Origin of the sequence: Olleya sp. R77988, from assembly GCF_044594215.1 — a bacterium.
Taxonomy (GTDB): domain Bacteria; phylum Bacteroidota; class Bacteroidia; order Flavobacteriales; family Flavobacteriaceae; genus Olleya.
In genome coordinates, this window is record NZ_CP138988.1 from 636,756 (window position 1) to 655,561 (window position 18,806).

An 18,806-nucleotide genomic window follows, 5' to 3' on the forward strand; every position below is an offset into this window, starting at 1 on the left:
ATGATCATACATTAACCTCATCAAAAGCAGTTTTTAAAATTGTAACAACATTTTCTATTTCTTCTTCATTTAAATGCCCAAATCCTAACCTAATAGCACAAATATCTTTGTTTTGATACAATACTGTTTTAGGTAAAAACAAATCGTGCAACTTAGCTTTTTCTGCTAATTTAACAAGTGACAGGTTAGAGTTAAATTTCAGCCAAATTGCTAATCCTCCATCTGGTACTTGCCAAGTGGCTTCGTCTTTAAAATGCTTTGTTAAACAAGCACACAAATAATCGCGTCTTTGTTTATAAATAGTGATATTTTTTTTAATTAGTCTATGTATTTCGCCTTCATCAATAAGCTCTGCAAGTATTTGCTTTTGGATTAAATCTCCTTGTTTATCTAATATTTGCAAGTAGTTTTTTGCTTCGTTAATAATATTTATTGGAGCAACAACAAATCCTACTTGAAAGCTAGGAAAAAAAGACTGTCCTAATCGTCCTAAATAGATAACAACACCTTGTCCATCTGCACTAGCCATAGGCAACATAGCTGATCCATCAAACTGAAAATCGTAATCAAAATCGTCCTCTATAATAGCAAATTTATAGGCTTTTGCTAATTGTAATAATTTTAAACGTCGTTCTGCTGTAAGCGTGACTGTTGTTGGATATTGCCTATGCGCACAAACATACACACACCTTATACTATTTTTTGTGAAGTTTTTTTCAATAAAATCAACATCAATTCCATGTTGATCTACAGGAATGGTTTTAATATTTGCTCCTGCTTGCTGAAAAATCATATTAGATTTATAATGACTTAAGTTACCAACAAGCACAACGTCATTTTTTTGTATTAAAAGCTGTGACACTATATACAAACTCATCTCTGTACTTCTAGTACTTATAATATTTTGAGGTTTTATATAAAATCCTCGAGTAGCATTTAAGTAATTACATAACTGTTTACTAAACGTAGTATAGGATTGTTCTTGTGTTTTATTCCATTTACTAATTAAAGAACCACGTTTCATGGACGCACTATACCATTTAGAAAATTGGTGTGTTGGATGTAACCTTAAATCTGGTTGTCCATCATTAACAACATATTTACTTACTAAAAACTCTTCAGTAGACGCTAAATTAAAAGACGATTGAAACGGAAATCCTGCAGTTTCTGGATAAGTTTTCAAATTATCTAAGCCTTGCAACGCTCCTTTTATCGCTGCTGTTTTAAGTTCTGGTTTTAATATAAAAGTTCCTTTGTTTGGTACAATATCTACCCAACCTTGTGACGCTAGCTCATCATAAACAGCAACTGCAGTATTCCTGTTAATTAAAAATAATGCACTAAATAGTCTTGTTCCTGGTAGCTTTGTACCTTCAGTTAAATAACCACGTTGGATAGCATTTATAATTTGTTGAGAGATTTGTATATAAATAGCTGTATTAGACGATTTTTTAAAATGAATTAATGTTTTTAATATGTCATCAACCGGACTATGCATTGTTTTAAAACTGGACTATTTTAATGATCCGGAAAGTTACGAATTTTGTAGCGTTAAAAAACATCAATACTTTTTATTATGAAATTGACTTCTTTATTTATTTTGCTAGCTCTATTTAGTATAACAACACAAGCACAAGACTTACTGCAACAGCAATTAGACTCTGTAATTATTACGTCAAGTAGAATTGATTTACCGTTTAAAGAAAACTCAAGAACAATTACTGTTATTTCGTCTTCAGACATAAAAAATAGTGCTGCAACTAACGTTGCAGATTTATTACAGCAAGTAGCTGGAGTAGACATTAGACGTCGTGGTACTGCTGGTAGCCAAGCAGATTTATATATAAGAGGTGGTGGTTTTGACCAAACTTTACTGCTTATAGATGGTATAAAAATGGACGATGCACAAACTGGACACCACACCATGAATGCTGCATTACCTATTGAAGTTATTGAGCGTATCGAGATAATTAAAGGTCCTGCTGCAAGAGTATTTGGTCAAAATGCTTTTAATGGAGCAATAAATATTGTTACTAAAAACAATTTAAAAAATACAGTTTCTGCAAATGTAGAAACAGGATCTTTTAACCAATTAAACGGATCTTTAACTGTTGGTACAGAGTTAGAAAACTCGTCACATATTATTCACGTTGGAAAAATGACCTCTGAAGGTTATCGTAATAACTCGGATTATGACAATACCAACTATTTCTTAAAAAGTATATTTAATAAAAATGCACAAGCAATAGAAATGATAACAACTTTTTCTGATCGTAAATTTGGGGCAGAAAATTTTTATACAACTAATCCTACATTTAACGAATACGAAGAAACTAAAAACAGTTTAATAGGATTTACAACTACTTTTAATACCAATACACTTAAAATTAAACCACGTATATACTGGAAACGTAATGAAGACCTATTTTTATTAAGACGTGATGATCCTGCATTTTACAGAAACCTACATATTACAGACAAATTAGGCGCAGAAGTTAATGCATCATATACATCTGATGCAGGAATCACAGGTTTTGGTGTAGATATCTCTAAAATTTATATTAGAAGTAATAATTTAGGTAATCGTAATAGGTTTATGACTAACCTATTTTTAGAACACCAATTTAAATTATTAGACAACAAATTAGATATTACTCCAGGAGTTGCAGTAACTTATTTTTCCGACTTTAAGTTTCATGCATTTCCAGGTTTAGATTTAGGATATCAAATTACTAATGATTTAAAACTATACGGAAACATAGGATATACTTACAGAATACCAACTTATACAGATTTATTCTATAATGATTTTAGAACTGCTGGAAATGCAGATTTAAAACCAGAAGAAGCGTTCTCGCAAGAAATTGGTTTAAAATATAATACAAATAGATTTTCTAGTACTATTGCCTTTTTTAACAGAGATGCAAAAAACTTAATAGACTACATAAGACCAAATACAACAGAAACTATTTATACAGCAACTAATATAACAGAAGTAAACACTAAAGGGTTTGAGTTTGATACCTCTTATAATTTTAAAATAAATAACTTTTATCAAACTTTAAGTATAGGCTATGCTTTTTTAGAAGATGATATTTTAGACCAAAATAAAGACCTATCTCGTTACTCTTTAAACACATTAAAACATCACTTTACAACACGTTTAAGTACACAATTATGTAATAACTTAAAACAAAATATTGTTTACAAACATGCAGAACGTACAACAGGACAAAGCTATAATGTTTGGGATGCCTCTTTAGTGTATACCTTAAAACAATTAGAATTTACTGCAACAGCAAGTAATATTTTTGATGCTGATTATATTGAAACTGGGTTTACACCAATGCCTCCAAGTAATGTGTTATTTGGGCTACGTTATAATTTTAACTAAAGTCTAACAAAAACTATAGTAGTACTTTTAGTAACGTTTTATTAACTTTGGGTTTAAAATTTTAAAATTTGAACTTAAACCTTCAAGACATACCAAGAGTTAAGACTATAACCAAAGAAGGCTTTATTAAAAATTATTTTAAGCCTCAAAAACCTGTTATAATAGAACAGTTTATTACCGATTGGCCAGCGTACACTAAATGGAATTTAGAGTACATGAAAACCATTGCTGGAGATAAAATTGTTCCGTTATACGACGATAGACCTGTGGACTACAAGGATGGTTTTAATGAGCCTCATGCCAAAATGAAAATGAGTGAATATGTAGATTTGCTTAAGCGCGAGCCTACAAAGTATCGCATTTTTCTTTGGAATATCTTAAAAGAAATCCCTCAGCTTCAAAAGGATTTTACGTTCCCAGATTTTGGATTACGTTTAATGAAAGGTTTACCAATGCTGTTTTTTGGAGGAAAAAACAGCCACACCTTTATGCATTACGACATAGATTTAGCTAATATCTTTCATTTTCATTTTGAAGGCAAAAAGGAAATTATTTTGTTTGATCAAAAACAAAACAAACATTTATACAAAGTACCACACGCTTTAATAACACGAGAAGATATTGACTTTTCAAATCCAGATTTTAACAAATGGCCAGCTTTGCAGTATGCAAAAGGTTGGCAATGCCAATTAAACCATGGAGAAGTATTATATATGCCAGAAGGTTATTGGCATTACATGAAATATTTAACTCCAGGTTTTTCTATGAGCCTTCGTGCAATTGCACGAAATCCAAAAAATTTAGGCAAAGCTATTTACAATGTATTTTTAATGCGTAATTTTGACAACTTAATGCGACGTATTAAGGGTCAAAAATGGATTGATTGGAAAAATAAAAAAGCCATTATAAACACAAATAATAATATAAAAAACAAATAATAATACAGATGAAAAAAATATTTTTAGCACTAACACTTTTAGCTACAACTCTAACAACTGCACAATCTTTTGAAGGAAAAGGAGATCAAAAATTTCAAATTGGAGCAAACTTTCAAGACAATGTTAACGGTATCACTTTAGCTTACGATTATGGTTTAGGAGAAAACATATTCTGTTGGTGTTGTAACAGGTTACGCTTTAAACTTAAACAATGGTTTATCTGCAGATTTTGAAGACCGTTTTGAGCTTGAAGGACGTTTTAATGCAAACTTAGGAAGTGTGTTAAATATAGATGACAATTTTGATCTTTATCCAGGAATTAGCTTAAGCATGAAAAACTTTGGAGGACACTTAGGAATGCGTTATTTTTTCTCTGATGGTTTTGGAGTATTTTCAGAGTTTGGGACAACCTTTGCAACTTATAATTCTGGAGCTTTAACTGCTGCAGAAAAAATACACAATCAGTTTACAGTAAATTTTGGTGCAGTGTTTAATCTATAACACTCTATTTCAAAGACATACAAACCTTTCATCTATTAATTTGAAAGGTTTTTTTGTGCCTTAATGTATCAACTCGTTAGCTTTTTCATACACCAAATAATTCTCCCAACCTCTGTATAGTAAATAGTCAATTAGTTTCTTTTTTTTCTTGTACTTATCGGTCTCTTTTAAAGAATTAACCTTTTTTTCGGCTAAATCATTAAAAACCTCGATGTACTCATCATTATCTATTTCTGTAAGTGCTTGGTTTACATTAAATTTGGAGATGTCTTTTCGTTTTAGTTCAAGAGCGATTCGATATTTACCCCATTTTTTAATTCTGAACTTACCTCTAGTATATGTTTTGGCAAAACGTTCTTCGTTAAGAAAGTTGTGCTCCAAAAGATGAACTATAATGATATCTGTAGCTTCAGGTATCATATTCATACTTTTAAGTTTTTGTCTCACCTCTTGGTGACAGCGTTCTTGATATGCACAATAGTGTTCCAACTTTTTAGTTGCTTCGTCTATTGTATAAGACTCTTGTTTTTGATACATATTTCAAAAATAAGCTATTTAATAATATTTAAAAACGCCCTATTATGAAACATATAAAATTACTTTTAATTGCCTTTTTTGGAGTCTTAACTTTTGGTTATGGGCAATGCCTAACTGATAATTTTAATTCTGGATATGGTAACTGGTCTGATAATGGAACTTATCAAAATACAACAGCTGGATTAACAGGAGATGGAACTGGATTTAATACTAATGGTGATGAAATAATTACAAGTTCAATACTTACAAACCCTCAAACACTTACACTGTGGCTAGCAAGAAGCAGCTCTACAGCTAATAAAACTTTAAGTGTACAATACTCAACAACAAATACAGGTCCTTGGACTTCAGCAAGAGATATTTTAGTTGGAGAAGTTACAACTACTCATCAAGAATTTACAGTCAATTTAAATCTAACAGGAGATTATTTTCTTAGAATAGCTATGACTCAAAGAACTGGTGGCTCATATTATTTAGATGATGTTGAAGTAACATGCTCCACTTCAACAACATCAGTAGAATTCGTCTCAACTACATCAACTTTAGCGGAAAATGGTATTTTTATAGATGTTTGTGTCGCAATATCAAACGAAGATGCTACAAATGCAACAACAGTCGAGATTGCTTTAGATGGAGCAAGCACAGCTACAAACGGAACAGATTATGATGATGGAGCAGGAACACCAGCAGCTATTACATTTCCTCAAACTTTAACTTTTCCTGCAGGAAGTAATGCAAATCAATGTTTAACAATATATATATCTAATGATGATGCTGTTTATGAAACATCTGAAGATGTTATCCTTAATTTACAAAACGCTTCTGGTGGAAATGCAGCAGCTTTAGGAACTAATACACAACATACATTAACAATAACAGATAATGATGCCAATCCCTGTACTACAATTTTCTCTGACGATTTCAGTTCTGGTTTAACGCAATGGAATAACACAACAGATTGGACAACTACAGGTGGAGAGCTTAAACATGATCTTTCTGGAATTGCAGGAGATAGTTATATAAATGCAGACATTGGAATTCAGAATCTTGCTTTTGGAGATTACGAATGGTCTTTTTGTTTAAGAAATGGTAATTGGGATCCTTCAGGAGGTAATAATTTTGCTTTTGTTCTTTTATCAAATAACAGCAATTTATTTACAAATCCTGTTGGCTATAGAGTTGGAGTTAATCAATCAGGAACTAGTGATATTTTAACATTGTATCGTGTAAATAATGGTACAGATTTTTCAGTCATAGATAGTACTTTTAATTGGGATGCAAATGACGATGTGTGCATTAGAGTAACAAGGAGTAATACTGGTGATTGGGAGTTGTTTTATAATGACGGTTCAGGGGAAGTAAGTGCAGGAACTGCTAATGATACAACTTATACTACTGGTAGCTTTATAGGTTCATATTTTCAATTTAGCTCTTCAAGAGCTGGTTTATTATGGATAGACGATGTAAATGTTTGTTCAAACCCTATTGCTTGTAGTAGTACAGTAACATGGGATGGAACTTCTTGGTCTCCAACAACTCCAGATGCATCAACACATGCTGTTTTAAATGCAAATTATAACACTAGTACAGCTGGACAACCAAGTTTTACATCTTGTAGTTTAACAATCAATTCTGGTTTTGATTTATCAATTACACCAAATGAATATGTTGAAGTTTTCACAGATGTAACCAATAATGGACGTATTTTAATTCAAGACCAAGGATCTTTTGTTCAAGTAGATAATGCTGCTACTTATGATGATTCTGGAAGTACGTATTTTGCAACAAACAATGCTGCAGTTGTAGATAAAAACACTTCATTGTTAAATGAATGGTATGAGTATACCTATTGGAGCTCTCCAGTAGCTAACGAGACTTTTGGAAATGCTTTGTGGCAATCTAGTCAATACAGACGTTTTGAATTTAATGCTGCAAATTATAGAGATTCTGAATACGAAACTTTAAACAATAACACATTAGTTGCTGGTGCAGGAGTAGATGATATTGATGATGATGGTAACGATTGGTTTTTAAAAGCTGCAACTGATAATTTAGTTCCTGGAGTAGGTTATGCTGCAACACACTCAATAACTGCTTTTTTAGGAGCAAACAACTATCTTTATACTTTTAGAGGGACTTTAAACAATGGAGACATTACTGTTCCTGTAGAACGTAACGATCTAGAAACTGGAGACACTAACTGGAACCTAATTGGTAACCCTTACCCTTCAGCAATTGATGCTGATTTGTTTTTTGCTAAAAACAATTATCTTTCAGACACAGCTAATGGTAGATTAGATGGAGCAATATATTTATGGTCTCAAGACACACCTCCTTCTAATACAACAAATGGAAACGAACCTTTAAACTTTACTAACAATGATTATGCTGTTATAAATGGTACAGCAGAGACTGTTGGTGGAGATGGTATTACTCCAACAAGACATATCCCTTCTGGTCAAGGGTTTTTTGTAACTTATTCTGATACTCCTACAGCAACAACAGGAACTGTAACATTTACTAATGCAATGCGTATAAAAGGAAATAATGACCAGTTTTTTAGAACTACAAATAATCCATCAGTAAATTTAGATAACAAACTTTGGTTAAATATTAATACAGATAATGGTTTGTCAAATCAAACTGTTATAGGTTATGTGCCAGGAGCTACTGCTGCAAATGATGGTGCTTACTATGATGCAAAAAAGAATGGAGTAATATTAGCAAGCCTATCGTTTTACACAGTAATTCCAGGAGATTCTAAAAAATTAGCGATTCAAGGAAAATCTCCTAACGATTTGGATATAAATGAAACCATACATTTAGGTTTCTTAAACTCTATTGATGTTCCTACAATTTACACAATATCTATAGATCATTTACAAGGTGACTTTTTATCAAATAATTCAATTTACTTAAAAGATAATCTGTTAAACACGTATCAAGATTTAACAACATCAGATTATTCATTTACTTCGGATTTGGGTGAATTTAATTCAAGATTTGAAATTGTATTTACACAACCTAGCTTATCTATTGATGACTTGGCTTTAACAGAAAAAAGCTTATCAATAATAGAAACTGAAAATAATAATGTTACATTTAAAATGTCAAATAGTAATTTAACTATTAAAACAGTTAAAATATTTGATGCTTTAGGTAGGTTAATTTATGATTTAAAAGGTAATAATAGTATTGAAACTTATAACCTTTCTAATTTAAGTCAAGCAGCTTATATTGCTAAAGTAGAACTAAGCAACGGTCAATTAATTAATAAAAAAGCAATTAAAAAATAAGCCTTCTTTAAGCTTAAAATTATAACGTATTAAAAGATCATACATTAAAGTGTGGTCTTTTTTTGTTATAAAATGTCGCATTTTAAAGATTTAATCTTTGTAAAAATACTAAATACATGTATTTCATCGAAAAATTATTATATTTTATCGATGTTTTTATATCTTTGATTGGTTCAGATTGTTATTTTCAAACAACATCTTAACTTTATTCAGTTATTTTTTTTTATACAAACTCATTTCATGAAGAAGTTTATCCCTTTACTGTTTTTCTTATTTTCTATATTGTTTTTCAATTACTCTAGCGCACAAGTTACAATTGCTCAACAAAATTTTGATGGAGGTACACCTACAATGACTTATACAGGTGGTACTTTAACAAGTGCTAACGGTCCTTTTCCAAATACACCAAATTATGTATCTGCTAATAATGGTTTACAAGTAAATAATACTAGTCAAGATATTGAGTTTTCTACAGTAAACACAAGTGCATACAGTAATGTTTCATTTTCATTAAGATTAGCATCGTTTGCTGGCACATCAGGAAATGGAGCAGATACAACCGATGATGTTACAATTTCAATAAGTACAGATGGAGGAGCTTCCTATTCTGAAGAATTAAGGGTAAGAGGTATTGGAAATGCAAAATGGGGTTTTTCTGGTACCAATGCAGGAACAGGTAATGCTTCTGCTATTTATGATGGAGATAATTCTCTAACAATATTTCAACCTGTAAGTGGTGGATATAGAACAACAGATGGTTATAGTTATTTATCTATTACTGATTTACCAAACTCCACATTATTAAGAGTAAAAGTAGAAATAACCAATAATAATGCTAACGAAATTTGGGTAATAGATGATGCATTAATTGAAGGTGTTTCCTCTTCTCCATGTATTACTCCAACCGCTCAACCAACAACTTTAAATTTTTCAAATATAACCAACACTAGTTTTGATGGTAATTTTAGTGCTTCTATTCCTGCTGCAGATGAATATCTTATTATATATAGCACAAGTGCTACTTTAGGTGCAAACCCTGTAGACACTACAACTTATACAAATGGAGATACAATAGGATCTGGTACAGTACTGCAATCAAATAGTTCAAATTCCTTCTCTTTAGCAGGTTTAAACCCTAGTACAACTTACTATCTTTTTGTATATTCTTACAATGTCTCTTGTAGTGGTGGTCCATTATACTTTACAACTTCTCCATTAAACAATAACGAAACCACATTAAGTGAACCATGTCTAGAAGAAAGTTTTACATCAACAACTTTTGCTCCTACTAATTGGATTTCTTCAGGAGCTTCAAGAAGTACAACAGCTGCAGATTACAATACAGCACCAGCAGGAGTATCTTTTAATTCAAATAATGGTTATTTAACAACCGATGTAATTTCGAACCCTTCAAGTTTAGATTTTTATCTTGGACGAACTGGTAATACGACTACTAAAACATTAAATGTAAATGTATCAACAACAAGTCAAACTGGACCTTTTACAACAGTTGCCGTTTTTGACCATTCAAATGTTCCAAGTTCTACTTACAACCAATATACTGTAGATTTATCAACATATAATACAGAAGCAAATGTATGGATTCAATTTGAAAAAGTTTCTACAACAACGTCACCTTGGCGTTTTGATGATGTATCAGTAACTTGTTCTTCTGCCTGTACACCAACACAGACAATTACTAGTTTTGCTCCAAGCTCTGGACCAGAATTATCAGAAATAACAATTACTGGTACTGGTTTTACCGTAGGATCTACTGTAGATTTTAATGGTACGGCTGCGACAATAGTATCTCAAACTGCAACGCAAATTATTGCTGAAGTGCCAATAGGTGCTTCAACTGGAGTAATTACTATTACAGAAGCAGGTTGTCCTTTAGATAGCTTAACAGACTTTACATTATTAAGTGGAAGCTGCTCTGGAGGATCAGGAGGTATACCTGCTGGTTTTACAGATTTAATGTTTTCTGGTATTTATGATGACCAGACAGATTCTTGTCACTACTTTGAACTTTTAAATCCAACAACTTCTCCAATAGACTTGTCAGACTATACTATTGGATTAGATAATAATTTTACTTTAGGCTCTACGGTTCCTACAACTGGTTTTAGTGGTGGAACACTTACTTTAAGTGGGACTTTAGCTGCAGAAACAACTATTATGATTAGACTAAGTTCCGCAGGAGCATGTACTAGTTGCCCTTCTGTAACACCAGACTTATCTTTTATAAATGGTGGTATAAATAATAACGATAGGCTTGTTTTAGTAAAAGATTATGGAACTGGGTCAGCTACTGCTCAAGACGTATGGCAAAATAACACAACTCCTGGAGCAGGTTTTGATGTTGGATATGTTTTTACAAGAGATAATTCTGCAACTGCACCTTCTTCAACTTTTTCATTAACTGATTGGGTTTATGATGGTGACGAAGATTGTTTTGGTTTTGCTATTACAATTACACCTTCACCAACAATTGATGTACAACCAATAGATATTAACGACTGTGATGCAGCAGATGTAAATATATCAGTTACTGCTGGAGGTGGTGGTTCATTAAGTTACCAATGGAAATATAATAATGGTGGTTCTGGATGGTCTGATGTGACAAGTGCAGCTTTTAGTCCAGGAATAGTTTCTGGAGAAACTTCTACAGATTTATCAATTTCTGGTTTAAATCTAGATACTTATCAGTTTTATTGTGAAGTTACTGAATCTGGTGTATGCTCTGTAGCAACAGATGCTATACAAATAACTATGTCAAATACTATTTGGAATGGTTCTGCTTGGTCTAATGGATTACCAGATCTTACAAAGATGGCTGTAATAGACGGAAGTTACGATACGAGTGCAAATGGAAGTTTTCAAGCGTGCTCTTTAGTAATAAACACTAGCGGGACTTCTCCAGAATATAGATTAACAGTTTCAAACAGTACGTTTGTTGAAGTTGAAAACACAGTAACTGTTGATGGAGAATTATATGTGGAAACACAAGGTGCTTTTGTTCAAAACAATAATAATTCATCATTTATATTATCTGCAAATGGAGAGTCACTAGTTAATAAAATGACTACACCATTAAATAGTGTTTATGAATATACTTATTGGAGTAGTCCAGTAGAAAACACTACAATTGGTCAAGGTTTAGCTTTTGCTAATACAAATAGAAGATATTGGTTTAATGCAGCTAATTATTTAGATGTGCTTACAGAAATAAATAACACAGATACATTTACTGCTGGACCAGACGGAATTGATGATGATGGAAATGATTGGACTTACATCTCAAGTGGTAGTACTGTAATGACTCCTGGAGTTGGATATATTTCTATGCATACACCTGTAGGATTCACTGTAGGGTCTCAATATACTTACACATTTAATGGTGCTTTTAATACAGGTATTATTACTAGTTCAATTTTATTTAATGGAGCTAATGGAGATGAAGATTGGAATTTAATTGGTAATCCTTATCCAAGTGCAATAGATGCTAATGCTTTTTTAACTGCTAACTCTAGTGTTATACAAGAGGTTGCTTATCTATGGTCACATAATACACCTGCTAATGGTAACGCAAGTGGTAACCAAGGTGCAAACTTTTCTAATAATGATTATGCCATAATTACAACTGGAAGTGGTAATACAGCTGGTGGTGATATGATTATACCAAACGGTTATATACCTTCTGGACAAAGCTTTTTTGTACAAGGAATTGCTAATGGAAATGTTACTTTTGATAATGACTACAGGATGGCAGATACGTCTAGTAATGATCAATTTTTTAGAACAAATACAACTAATAATACCAATAGGATTTGGGTTAATTTAACTTCGGACAATGGTATTTTTAATCAAATATTAATAGCTTACGTCAATGGTGCTACTGACGGAAAAGACAGTATGTCCTTTGATGCAAAAAGAACTATTTATAATGAAACCGCTGCTGAAATATACACTTCTATCCCTAATGAAACTGATAGATTTGCAATACAAGGTAAATCAACAGGAAGCCTAACTATTGATGAGGTTATACCAGTTGGGTTTAATACTCAAATTTCTGACCCAACTATTTACACCTTTTCTATCGCACAATTAGAAGGTCAATTTTTTGATACAAACACTGTATATTTAATAGATTATTTAAACAACTCTATACATGATTTATCCGCTTCGGATTATTCGTTTACGTCTAATGTTGGAGAATTTGATTCGCGTTTTGAAATAGTATTTAATCCAAATAGTTTATCAACTTCAGATTATACAACTAATAATGTAGATTTATCAATTATTGAATTATCAGATAATCAAGTACAATTTAGTATTACAAATAGCTTAACTATTAAATCAATAAAAATATTTGACCTATTAGGAAAAGAGATTTATAATTTTAAATGTAATAATGCTACTGAAATTATCAATTTAGACAACCTTAGTCAAAGCTTATATTTTGCTAAAGTGAAGTTAAGTAATGGACAAGAAATAACTAAAAAGGCTATTAAAAAATAACCTTTAATTTAAAATAAAAAAAGCCTCAATTAAAATTGAGGCTTTTTTTATAAACTATATTTTAACGATACTATTAAGTTACGTCCTGGAGCTGCAATACCTGAAGAATATGTTTTATAGCGTTGGTCTGTAATATTTTCTAAAGCAGCAGTTATAGACACCTCCTTACCTAATTGATATTGAGTTCTTAAATTTAAAGAATACCATGAAGGAGAATAAGGGTTTCCGTTTTCATCTAACGCATAGATATACTCTTTTTCAGCCTCAGAAGGTGCTAATTGATTAAATGATAATGCATTATTATAATTAACAAAACCATCAATTTTAAAATTATCTTTTTGCCAAATTAAATGCGTATTCCCAAAGTTAGGTACTACATGTCTAACTGGGACTTCTACTCCATCTGTTTCTTCTATACCTCCAATAATATTATACTGAGATTTTAACTTAAATCTTTCGGAAAAATTAATTAAAGCACCTATCTCAAAACCGTATATCCAAGATTTTGAAGCATTTTGGATAGACTGGACATTACTTAGCTCTCCATCATATAAAATCTGTGTCTCTCCATTTAATGTAGCATCACGTCTTACTAAAGCATTATCTAAATAAGTGTAATATGTAGCCATATCCAGTATTATAGTCTTGTCAAAATTTAATTTCAATCCAAGTTCTCCACTATAAGCATATTCTGGATCTAAATTATCATTTGGAATAACAACAGATCCTGGTTCTGAGTCAAAAACCTTACCTGTATCGTCTATATTTGGTGCTCTAAATGCTGAAGACAAATTAAACTTCCATTGTAATATTTGGTTAGGAGACCAAGTAATACCTGCTGTTCCTGTTAAAGCGTTAGCATCGTTATTAGATTCTGAAAAAGGTAGATTCAAAAATTGATTATTTTCTGTAAAATCTGCTTTTTGTTTAATTAGATTGTACCTTAATCCTGACTGAAATACAAACTTTGTATTAGGCTTATACTTATAACTTGCATACAATGCTGTGCTTTGCCAAGTCGCTCCATCTGGATATCTTGACACTGCTTTTTCTGAAATATTAGTTTGAATATTTTCAGTAAACCCTAATGAATTAACCTTGTTATAAACGTACTCAAACCCATAAAATAAATTTGATGTTTCGCTTAATTCCTTTTCAAAATCTATATTAAAAGACAAAGCATCAACAGACTCTTCTCTTACATTTTTCTCTACTTCTTGAAAATCTCTATCTAATCTACTTTCTTGAAAATTTTGATAGGCTACAGTAGCTTTAATGTTATCGTAAAAAGAACCATTACTACTTCTTTTTGTAACACTTAAATTGGACATAAACCATTTTTGAGGACCATAATCCCATTGTGCAGAACGTAAGGTTCCGTTTCTATAACGTATTAATCTATCATATCTTGGATAATCTGATGTCGCAGTATAAAACAGTCCTAAATCAAAATCCAAATCTTCTGTAGCTTTATAACTAACCTTTTGCATTAAATTAATTTGATTGTATCCTGTAAACTTTTGAATTTCTGGATCATTGTTTTCTACCACAGTGTCTTGATTACTATTAGTTACAACATATTCTGGTCTTAAATAGTCCTCTGGACCATTGCTTCCCATTCTTAAATCATTAAAATCTGTATAACTTACATTAGTTAAAAACGCCCACTTTTTATAACCAAAATTTAAATCTATATGTGCTGTTTTTTCTTGACTTGCAGTAGCATATCTTAAAACAACGTTGCTTTTTAAATTTAAACTATCAGAGAATGAAAATTCTGGTTTTTTAGTATAAAAACTCATAACACCTCCAATTGCGTCGCTTCCATAAATTATGGAACCAGCACCTAAAGTAACTTCTGTGTTTTGAATAGATAATGGGTCTATAGAAATAACATTCTGAAGGTTACCACCTCTAAATATGGCATTATTCATCCTTACACCATCTACAGTTATCAATAATCTGTTTGTAGAAAACCCTCTTATCATTGGGCTTCCTCCTCCTAATTGGCTTTTTTGTATATATACCTGTCCTGTTCCTTCTAATAAATCTGCACTAGTTTGCGGATTATTAAACGTCACTTCCTTTGCACTAATTGTAGCAATGGTTTTAGGGATATCTTTTTTTCTTTGACTAAAATTAGAGGCCGAAATTACAATCTCATCCAATCCTTGCTCACTAGACAATAAATATACTAGTCTAGTCTTTATGTTGCTTTTTTTAATTTGTTTTGTTTGATGAGAAATATGTTGAAAATAAAGCATCTCTGAATCCAAAAACACATCCAAATTTGCTTCTCCATCGATATTAGTAACTTCGCTTTTAGATTTATCTTTATTATAAATAGCAACATCAACTATTGGCTCTTTATTAGTTTGATTTAACACTTTAATATTTTGTGCAGAAACCGAAAAAACAACAAAAAATAGTAAACAAGTACTATAAAAAAACTTTCTATTTTTAATTAAAAACGTCATTAAGGATTTGTAAAGATTTTGGTTTTTTAAAGTTGCCCAAATGTAATTCAAAATATACTAAAATTAGAGCCAAAAACGATTGTCTTTGTTTAGCATTAATCTTTATACTATGTAAATCATCAAATGTTATGCCTAAAAGCTGTTTTAGGAGTGTTAAATTTTCTCCAGAAATGATATATTTTGATGTGCTTTCATTTTGAAACTCGCCATCAAGTAAATTAAAATAAGATGCATTTTTAATCTGAGTTTGATCTGGATAAAAACCTAAATACTTAGTTAATTCTAAAAGAAATAATAAATGAAAATTTGAAAAACTATCATTTGCATCTAACCATAATAAAGTTGTTTGCAAATAGCTATAAAGTGCATCATTTTGTTCTTCTTCTTGAAGTGCTTGAGCTAAAACTTCAGACAAAAACATGACTATTGCACTTTTTAAAATATTAGTGTGTAATGAAACATATAAAAAATCTGTTTTTATATCTTTTATATATTGAAGCGATCGTTTTGGCTTATAGTCTGTATTTAATTGAAGTTGTGATAAGGGTTGAAAGTAAATTACTTTTTTATTGCTTTTTTTTGAAGCAAAAACACCTTTTAATAAATAACTAACAACACCTTGTTTTTGGGTATAGCATTTAACAATAAGGTCATTATCTTTAAATCTAAGTTTAGAGAGGACAATTGCATTTGTGGTAGTTAACATTATCTAACAACCATTACTTTTAGCACTCTAGTCTCAAAAGTGTCTAAATCATTAAGCATGATTAAATATACGCCTGAAGCAACAATGTTTCCACCCATGTTTTTACCATTCCATAGAGCTGTTCCTCCATCGATTTCTAGGTTATAACCTTTAAATCTTGAATTAGTTCTAGATTCTGCTTCTGCCACCAAATTACCTTCAATATCTGTAATTTTAATATTTACGTTATCCGAAATGTCCCTAATTTTTACTTTGTCTGTTAAAATATCAAAATTGGGTCTAACAGGATTAGGATAAACATAGGCATTCTCTAAATTATCTTGTGGCTTAGAGGCATCAGAATTAAACGAAACCATTCCTTTTTCTGTAGCTATATAAATAACTCCGTTTACATCATCAATATCTACATCTAAAATAACATTAGAAGGTAAGGGAGAATTATCTTTAGTAAAATGAAAAATAGTCTCTTGTCCATCTGAAGAAAAATAATATAATCCTGTATCTAGACTTGCAATCCATTTATTATTTGATCCATCAACTTCAATATCTGTAATATATTGCTGGTATAATAATTCACTAGCAACACCATCGTCCAAGACTACAATATTATCTACTTCTGGTGTTCCGTTTATAAATTCGTCTGTATTGTAAACAATTCTTAAGCCTTTTCCTGTACCAATCCAAAGCTGTCCATTTCGATCAATTTCTAGGCATTTTACAGATGGTGAAGGCATCCCTTCTTCTTCTTCAACAATATTTTTGAAAGTATAATTTCCTCCATTTTCATTAAATCCAATAAGACCAAATCGATGTGTACCAATAAAAACATTATTATTTGAATCAAAAATAATTGAAGAAAAACCATTATTACTTGTTGCAGGATCTATAATATCTAAAAAACTATAAGAAGTCCATTGTCCATCTTTAAACCTGTTTAATGGAGACTCATATCGTCCATTCATAACCCAAAGGGTGCCGTCTTGATCAAACGTAGAAGCATGTACAAAATGATTCAATCCAGAAAAAGGGATTAATGTACTATCTTCACCATCATACACTTCTATAACTTGATTATTTTCTATTTCTACGACTCCTCCTACTGAAGAGCTTATATATGCTAGATTAGGATTAAATGGATGTATCGATATATGAGATAAAGACCAAGGATAAGCTGCTAATGGTTGAATAGAATCAAAAGGTATATTTTGCCAAGAATCGTCAAAATAATGGCTAATTCCTCCTTTTTTATTACTAATTGCATATGGATTATAAGTAACATCGTAACCTCCATGAGTTCCATATATATGACCACCAAGGGTTTTTATTTTAAAAAAACTATTTAACAAAGGACTATCTGGATGAATCTCTTCTATTAAAGAAGTGTCATCAATGGTCGTTTTTAAAATACCAAACCCAGGTTTTCCTGTATTAGTATTTCCATTTGTTCCTATATAAAGTGAATTTGTTCCATCCAGAATTGCACAACTATATTTTGTATTAAATTCCGTAGTATTAACTACTTCTGCTATGGTAGAAAAATCTTCTGGATTATATACAAAAACCTCTCCTTCAGTAGCTAAAACTAATTTATCATTAAAAACCCTCAAATCTTTAATAAAATTAGGATATACAGCCCTAATCTGTATTCCATTATTTATATATTCAAAAAGTCTTTTATTTGATCTAGCAATAAACAATCTATCACCAACAGCTTCAATTCCAACACTATTAATTCCAACTAATTGTTCCCATTCTTGATAATCGATTAAATTTGGGTTTGTCAAAAGTCCTTTTTTTACTCCAACTGTAGTCGCAGCATAAATAAAACCATTTAAAACAGTTGTTTGAGAAACTACTACTTGAGCTCCATTTACACCTATATAATATGTGTCTCCAAACTCAAAACTATTAATATTATAAACAGATATACCGTAATCTGTTGATATATAAATAAGGTCTTCAATTAGATTAAAATGGTTTATTTTTTTTGTGCTAGGAGGAATAGTTTGCTTTTCTAAAATATCTACTACAGATAAAACAGTACTTTCAAATTCATCATAAATTTGGACTAATCCGTTTTCAAATCCTACAATAATTAATTCTCTTTCTTCTAGATAATGAATGGCAGATATTGTTTCTCCTGACAAACCATTTACAGTAGATATTGTTTCAATTTCATTAGTGTTTTTATCATAAATAAAAACAGCATTTTCAGCAGCACCAATAACCTTTGTTGTTCCTTGTGTTACATCTTTAATATCTAAATAAGAAAAATGTCCTGTCCAAGCATCAGAAAAATCTTGCGCATTAGTTTTTACTAAAGCAAAACAGCCTAGCAATAAAAATAATAGCTTGAAAATCCTTTTGTTTTTGGGCATTTTTATAGATAAAGTATTAAAACTCAAAAATACTACAATTTATTGTATTAGTATAACT

General features: G+C 31.1%; 10 protein-coding genes and 1 pseudogene. 6 read left to right on the top strand and 5 right to left on the bottom strand.

Annotated elements, in window-relative coordinates:
* Positions 1-4: 4 nt before the first annotated feature.
* Positions 5-1,498 (bottom strand): PLP-dependent aminotransferase family protein, encoded by a 1,494-nt coding sequence (locus tag SJY17_RS02830; protein WP_397363945.1) that lies wholly within the window; start codon positions 1,496-1,498, stop codon positions 5-7.
* Positions 1,499-1,576: 78 nt separating this feature from the next.
* On the opposite strand from SJY17_RS02830, the gene SJY17_RS02835 reads away from it, so the two are divergent.
* The 4 genes and pseudogenes from SJY17_RS02835 to SJY17_RS02850 form a co-directional block, all read left to right on the top strand.
* Positions 1,577-3,394 (top strand): TonB-dependent receptor plug domain-containing protein, encoded by a 1,818-nt coding sequence (locus tag SJY17_RS02835; RefSeq protein ID WP_397363946.1) that lies wholly within the window; start codon positions 1,577-1,579, stop codon positions 3,392-3,394.
* Positions 3,395-3,462: 68 nt separating this feature from the next.
* A complete protein-coding gene (locus SJY17_RS02840) occupies positions 3,463-4,332 on the top strand; it encodes a cupin-like domain-containing protein (RefSeq protein WP_397363947.1) in 870 nt (289 codons plus the stop codon).
* 8 nt (positions 4,333-4,340) lie between these two features.
* The gene (locus tag SJY17_RS02845) at positions 4,341-4,565 is read left to right on the top strand and encodes a DUF6646 family protein (protein WP_397363948.1); all 225 of its coding nucleotides are present in this window, start codon (positions 4,341-4,343) and stop codon (positions 4,563-4,565) included.
* A pseudogene (locus tag SJY17_RS02850) lies at positions 4,564-4,833 on the top strand (DUF6646 family protein); the annotation flags it as partial. The gene SJY17_RS02845 and the pseudogene SJY17_RS02850, both read left to right, overlap by 2 nt.
* 60 nt (positions 4,834-4,893) lie before the next feature.
* Here the strand turns inward: SJY17_RS02850 and SJY17_RS02855 are convergent.
* Positions 4,894-5,370 carry a regulatory protein RecX gene (locus tag SJY17_RS02855; RefSeq protein WP_397363949.1) on the bottom strand — a complete coding sequence of 159 codons (477 nt, stop codon included), beginning with the start codon at positions 5,368-5,370 and terminating at the stop codon, positions 4,894-4,896.
* Between the two features lie 44 nt (positions 5,371-5,414).
* Here SJY17_RS02855 and SJY17_RS02860 point away from each other — a divergent pair, with 44 nt between their 5' ends.
* Together SJY17_RS02860 and SJY17_RS02865 are read left to right on the top strand one after the other, a co-directional pair.
* Positions 5,415-8,666, top strand: coding sequence for a Calx-beta domain-containing protein (locus tag SJY17_RS02860; protein ID WP_397363950.1), 3,252 nt, complete (start codon positions 5,415-5,417; stop codon positions 8,664-8,666).
* A 240-nt stretch (positions 8,667-8,906) separates the two neighbouring features.
* A complete protein-coding gene (locus SJY17_RS02865) occupies positions 8,907-13,187 on the top strand; it encodes a T9SS type A sorting domain-containing protein (RefSeq protein ID WP_397363951.1) in 4,281 nt (1,426 codons plus the stop codon).
* 47 nt (positions 13,188-13,234) lie between these two features.
* Here SJY17_RS02865 and SJY17_RS02870 read toward each other — a convergent pair whose 3' ends face one another.
* Genes SJY17_RS02870 through SJY17_RS02880 form a run of 3 tightly spaced genes read right to left on the bottom strand, consistent with a single transcriptional unit; the run spans position 13,235 to position 18,748 of the window.
* Positions 13,235-15,664, bottom strand: a complete 2,430-nt coding sequence (locus SJY17_RS02870) for a TonB-dependent receptor domain-containing protein (protein WP_397363952.1) — start codon at positions 15,662-15,664, stop codon at positions 13,235-13,237.
* A complete protein-coding gene (recO, locus tag SJY17_RS02875) occupies positions 15,648-16,370 on the bottom strand; it encodes a DNA repair protein RecO (RefSeq protein WP_397363953.1) in 723 nt (240 codons plus the stop codon). Before recO ends, SJY17_RS02870 begins: the two co-directional genes overlap by 17 nt.
* Complete coding sequence (locus SJY17_RS02880; protein ID WP_397363955.1) at positions 16,370-18,748, bottom strand: two-component regulator propeller domain-containing protein; 2,379 nt, start codon at positions 18,746-18,748, stop codon at positions 16,370-16,372. Before SJY17_RS02880 ends, recO begins: the two co-directional genes overlap by 1 nt.
* Between the last annotated feature and the right edge of the window lie 58 nt (positions 18,749-18,806).

Excerpts from the sequence above, each read along its gene's own strand:
- SJY17_RS02830 (WP_397363945.1), bottom strand. The coding sequence starts at position 1,498 with ATGCATAGTCCGGTTGATGACATATTAAAAACATTAATTCATTTTAAA.
- SJY17_RS02835 (WP_397363946.1), top strand. The coding sequence starts at position 1,577 with ATGAAATTGACTTCTTTATTTATTTTGCTAGCTCTATTTAGTATAACA.
- SJY17_RS02845 (WP_397363948.1), top strand. The coding sequence starts at position 4,341 with ATGAAAAAAATATTTTTAGCACTAACACTTTTAGCTACAACTCTAACA.
- SJY17_RS02855 (WP_397363949.1), bottom strand. The coding sequence starts at position 5,370 with ATGTATCAAAAACAAGAGTCTTATACAATAGACGAAGCAACTAAAAAG.
- SJY17_RS02860 (WP_397363950.1), top strand. The coding sequence starts at position 5,415 with ATGAAACATATAAAATTACTTTTAATTGCCTTTTTTGGAGTCTTAACT.
- SJY17_RS02865 (WP_397363951.1), top strand. The coding sequence starts at position 8,907 with ATGAAGAAGTTTATCCCTTTACTGTTTTTCTTATTTTCTATATTGTTT.
- SJY17_RS02870 (WP_397363952.1), bottom strand. The coding sequence starts at position 15,664 with ATGACGTTTTTAATTAAAAATAGAAAGTTTTTTTATAGTACTTGTTTA.
- recO (WP_397363953.1), bottom strand. The coding sequence starts at position 16,370 with ATGTTAACTACCACAAATGCAATTGTCCTCTCTAAACTTAGATTTAAA.
- SJY17_RS02880 (WP_397363955.1), bottom strand. The coding sequence starts at position 18,748 with ATGCCCAAAAACAAAAGGATTTTCAAGCTATTATTTTTATTGCTAGGC.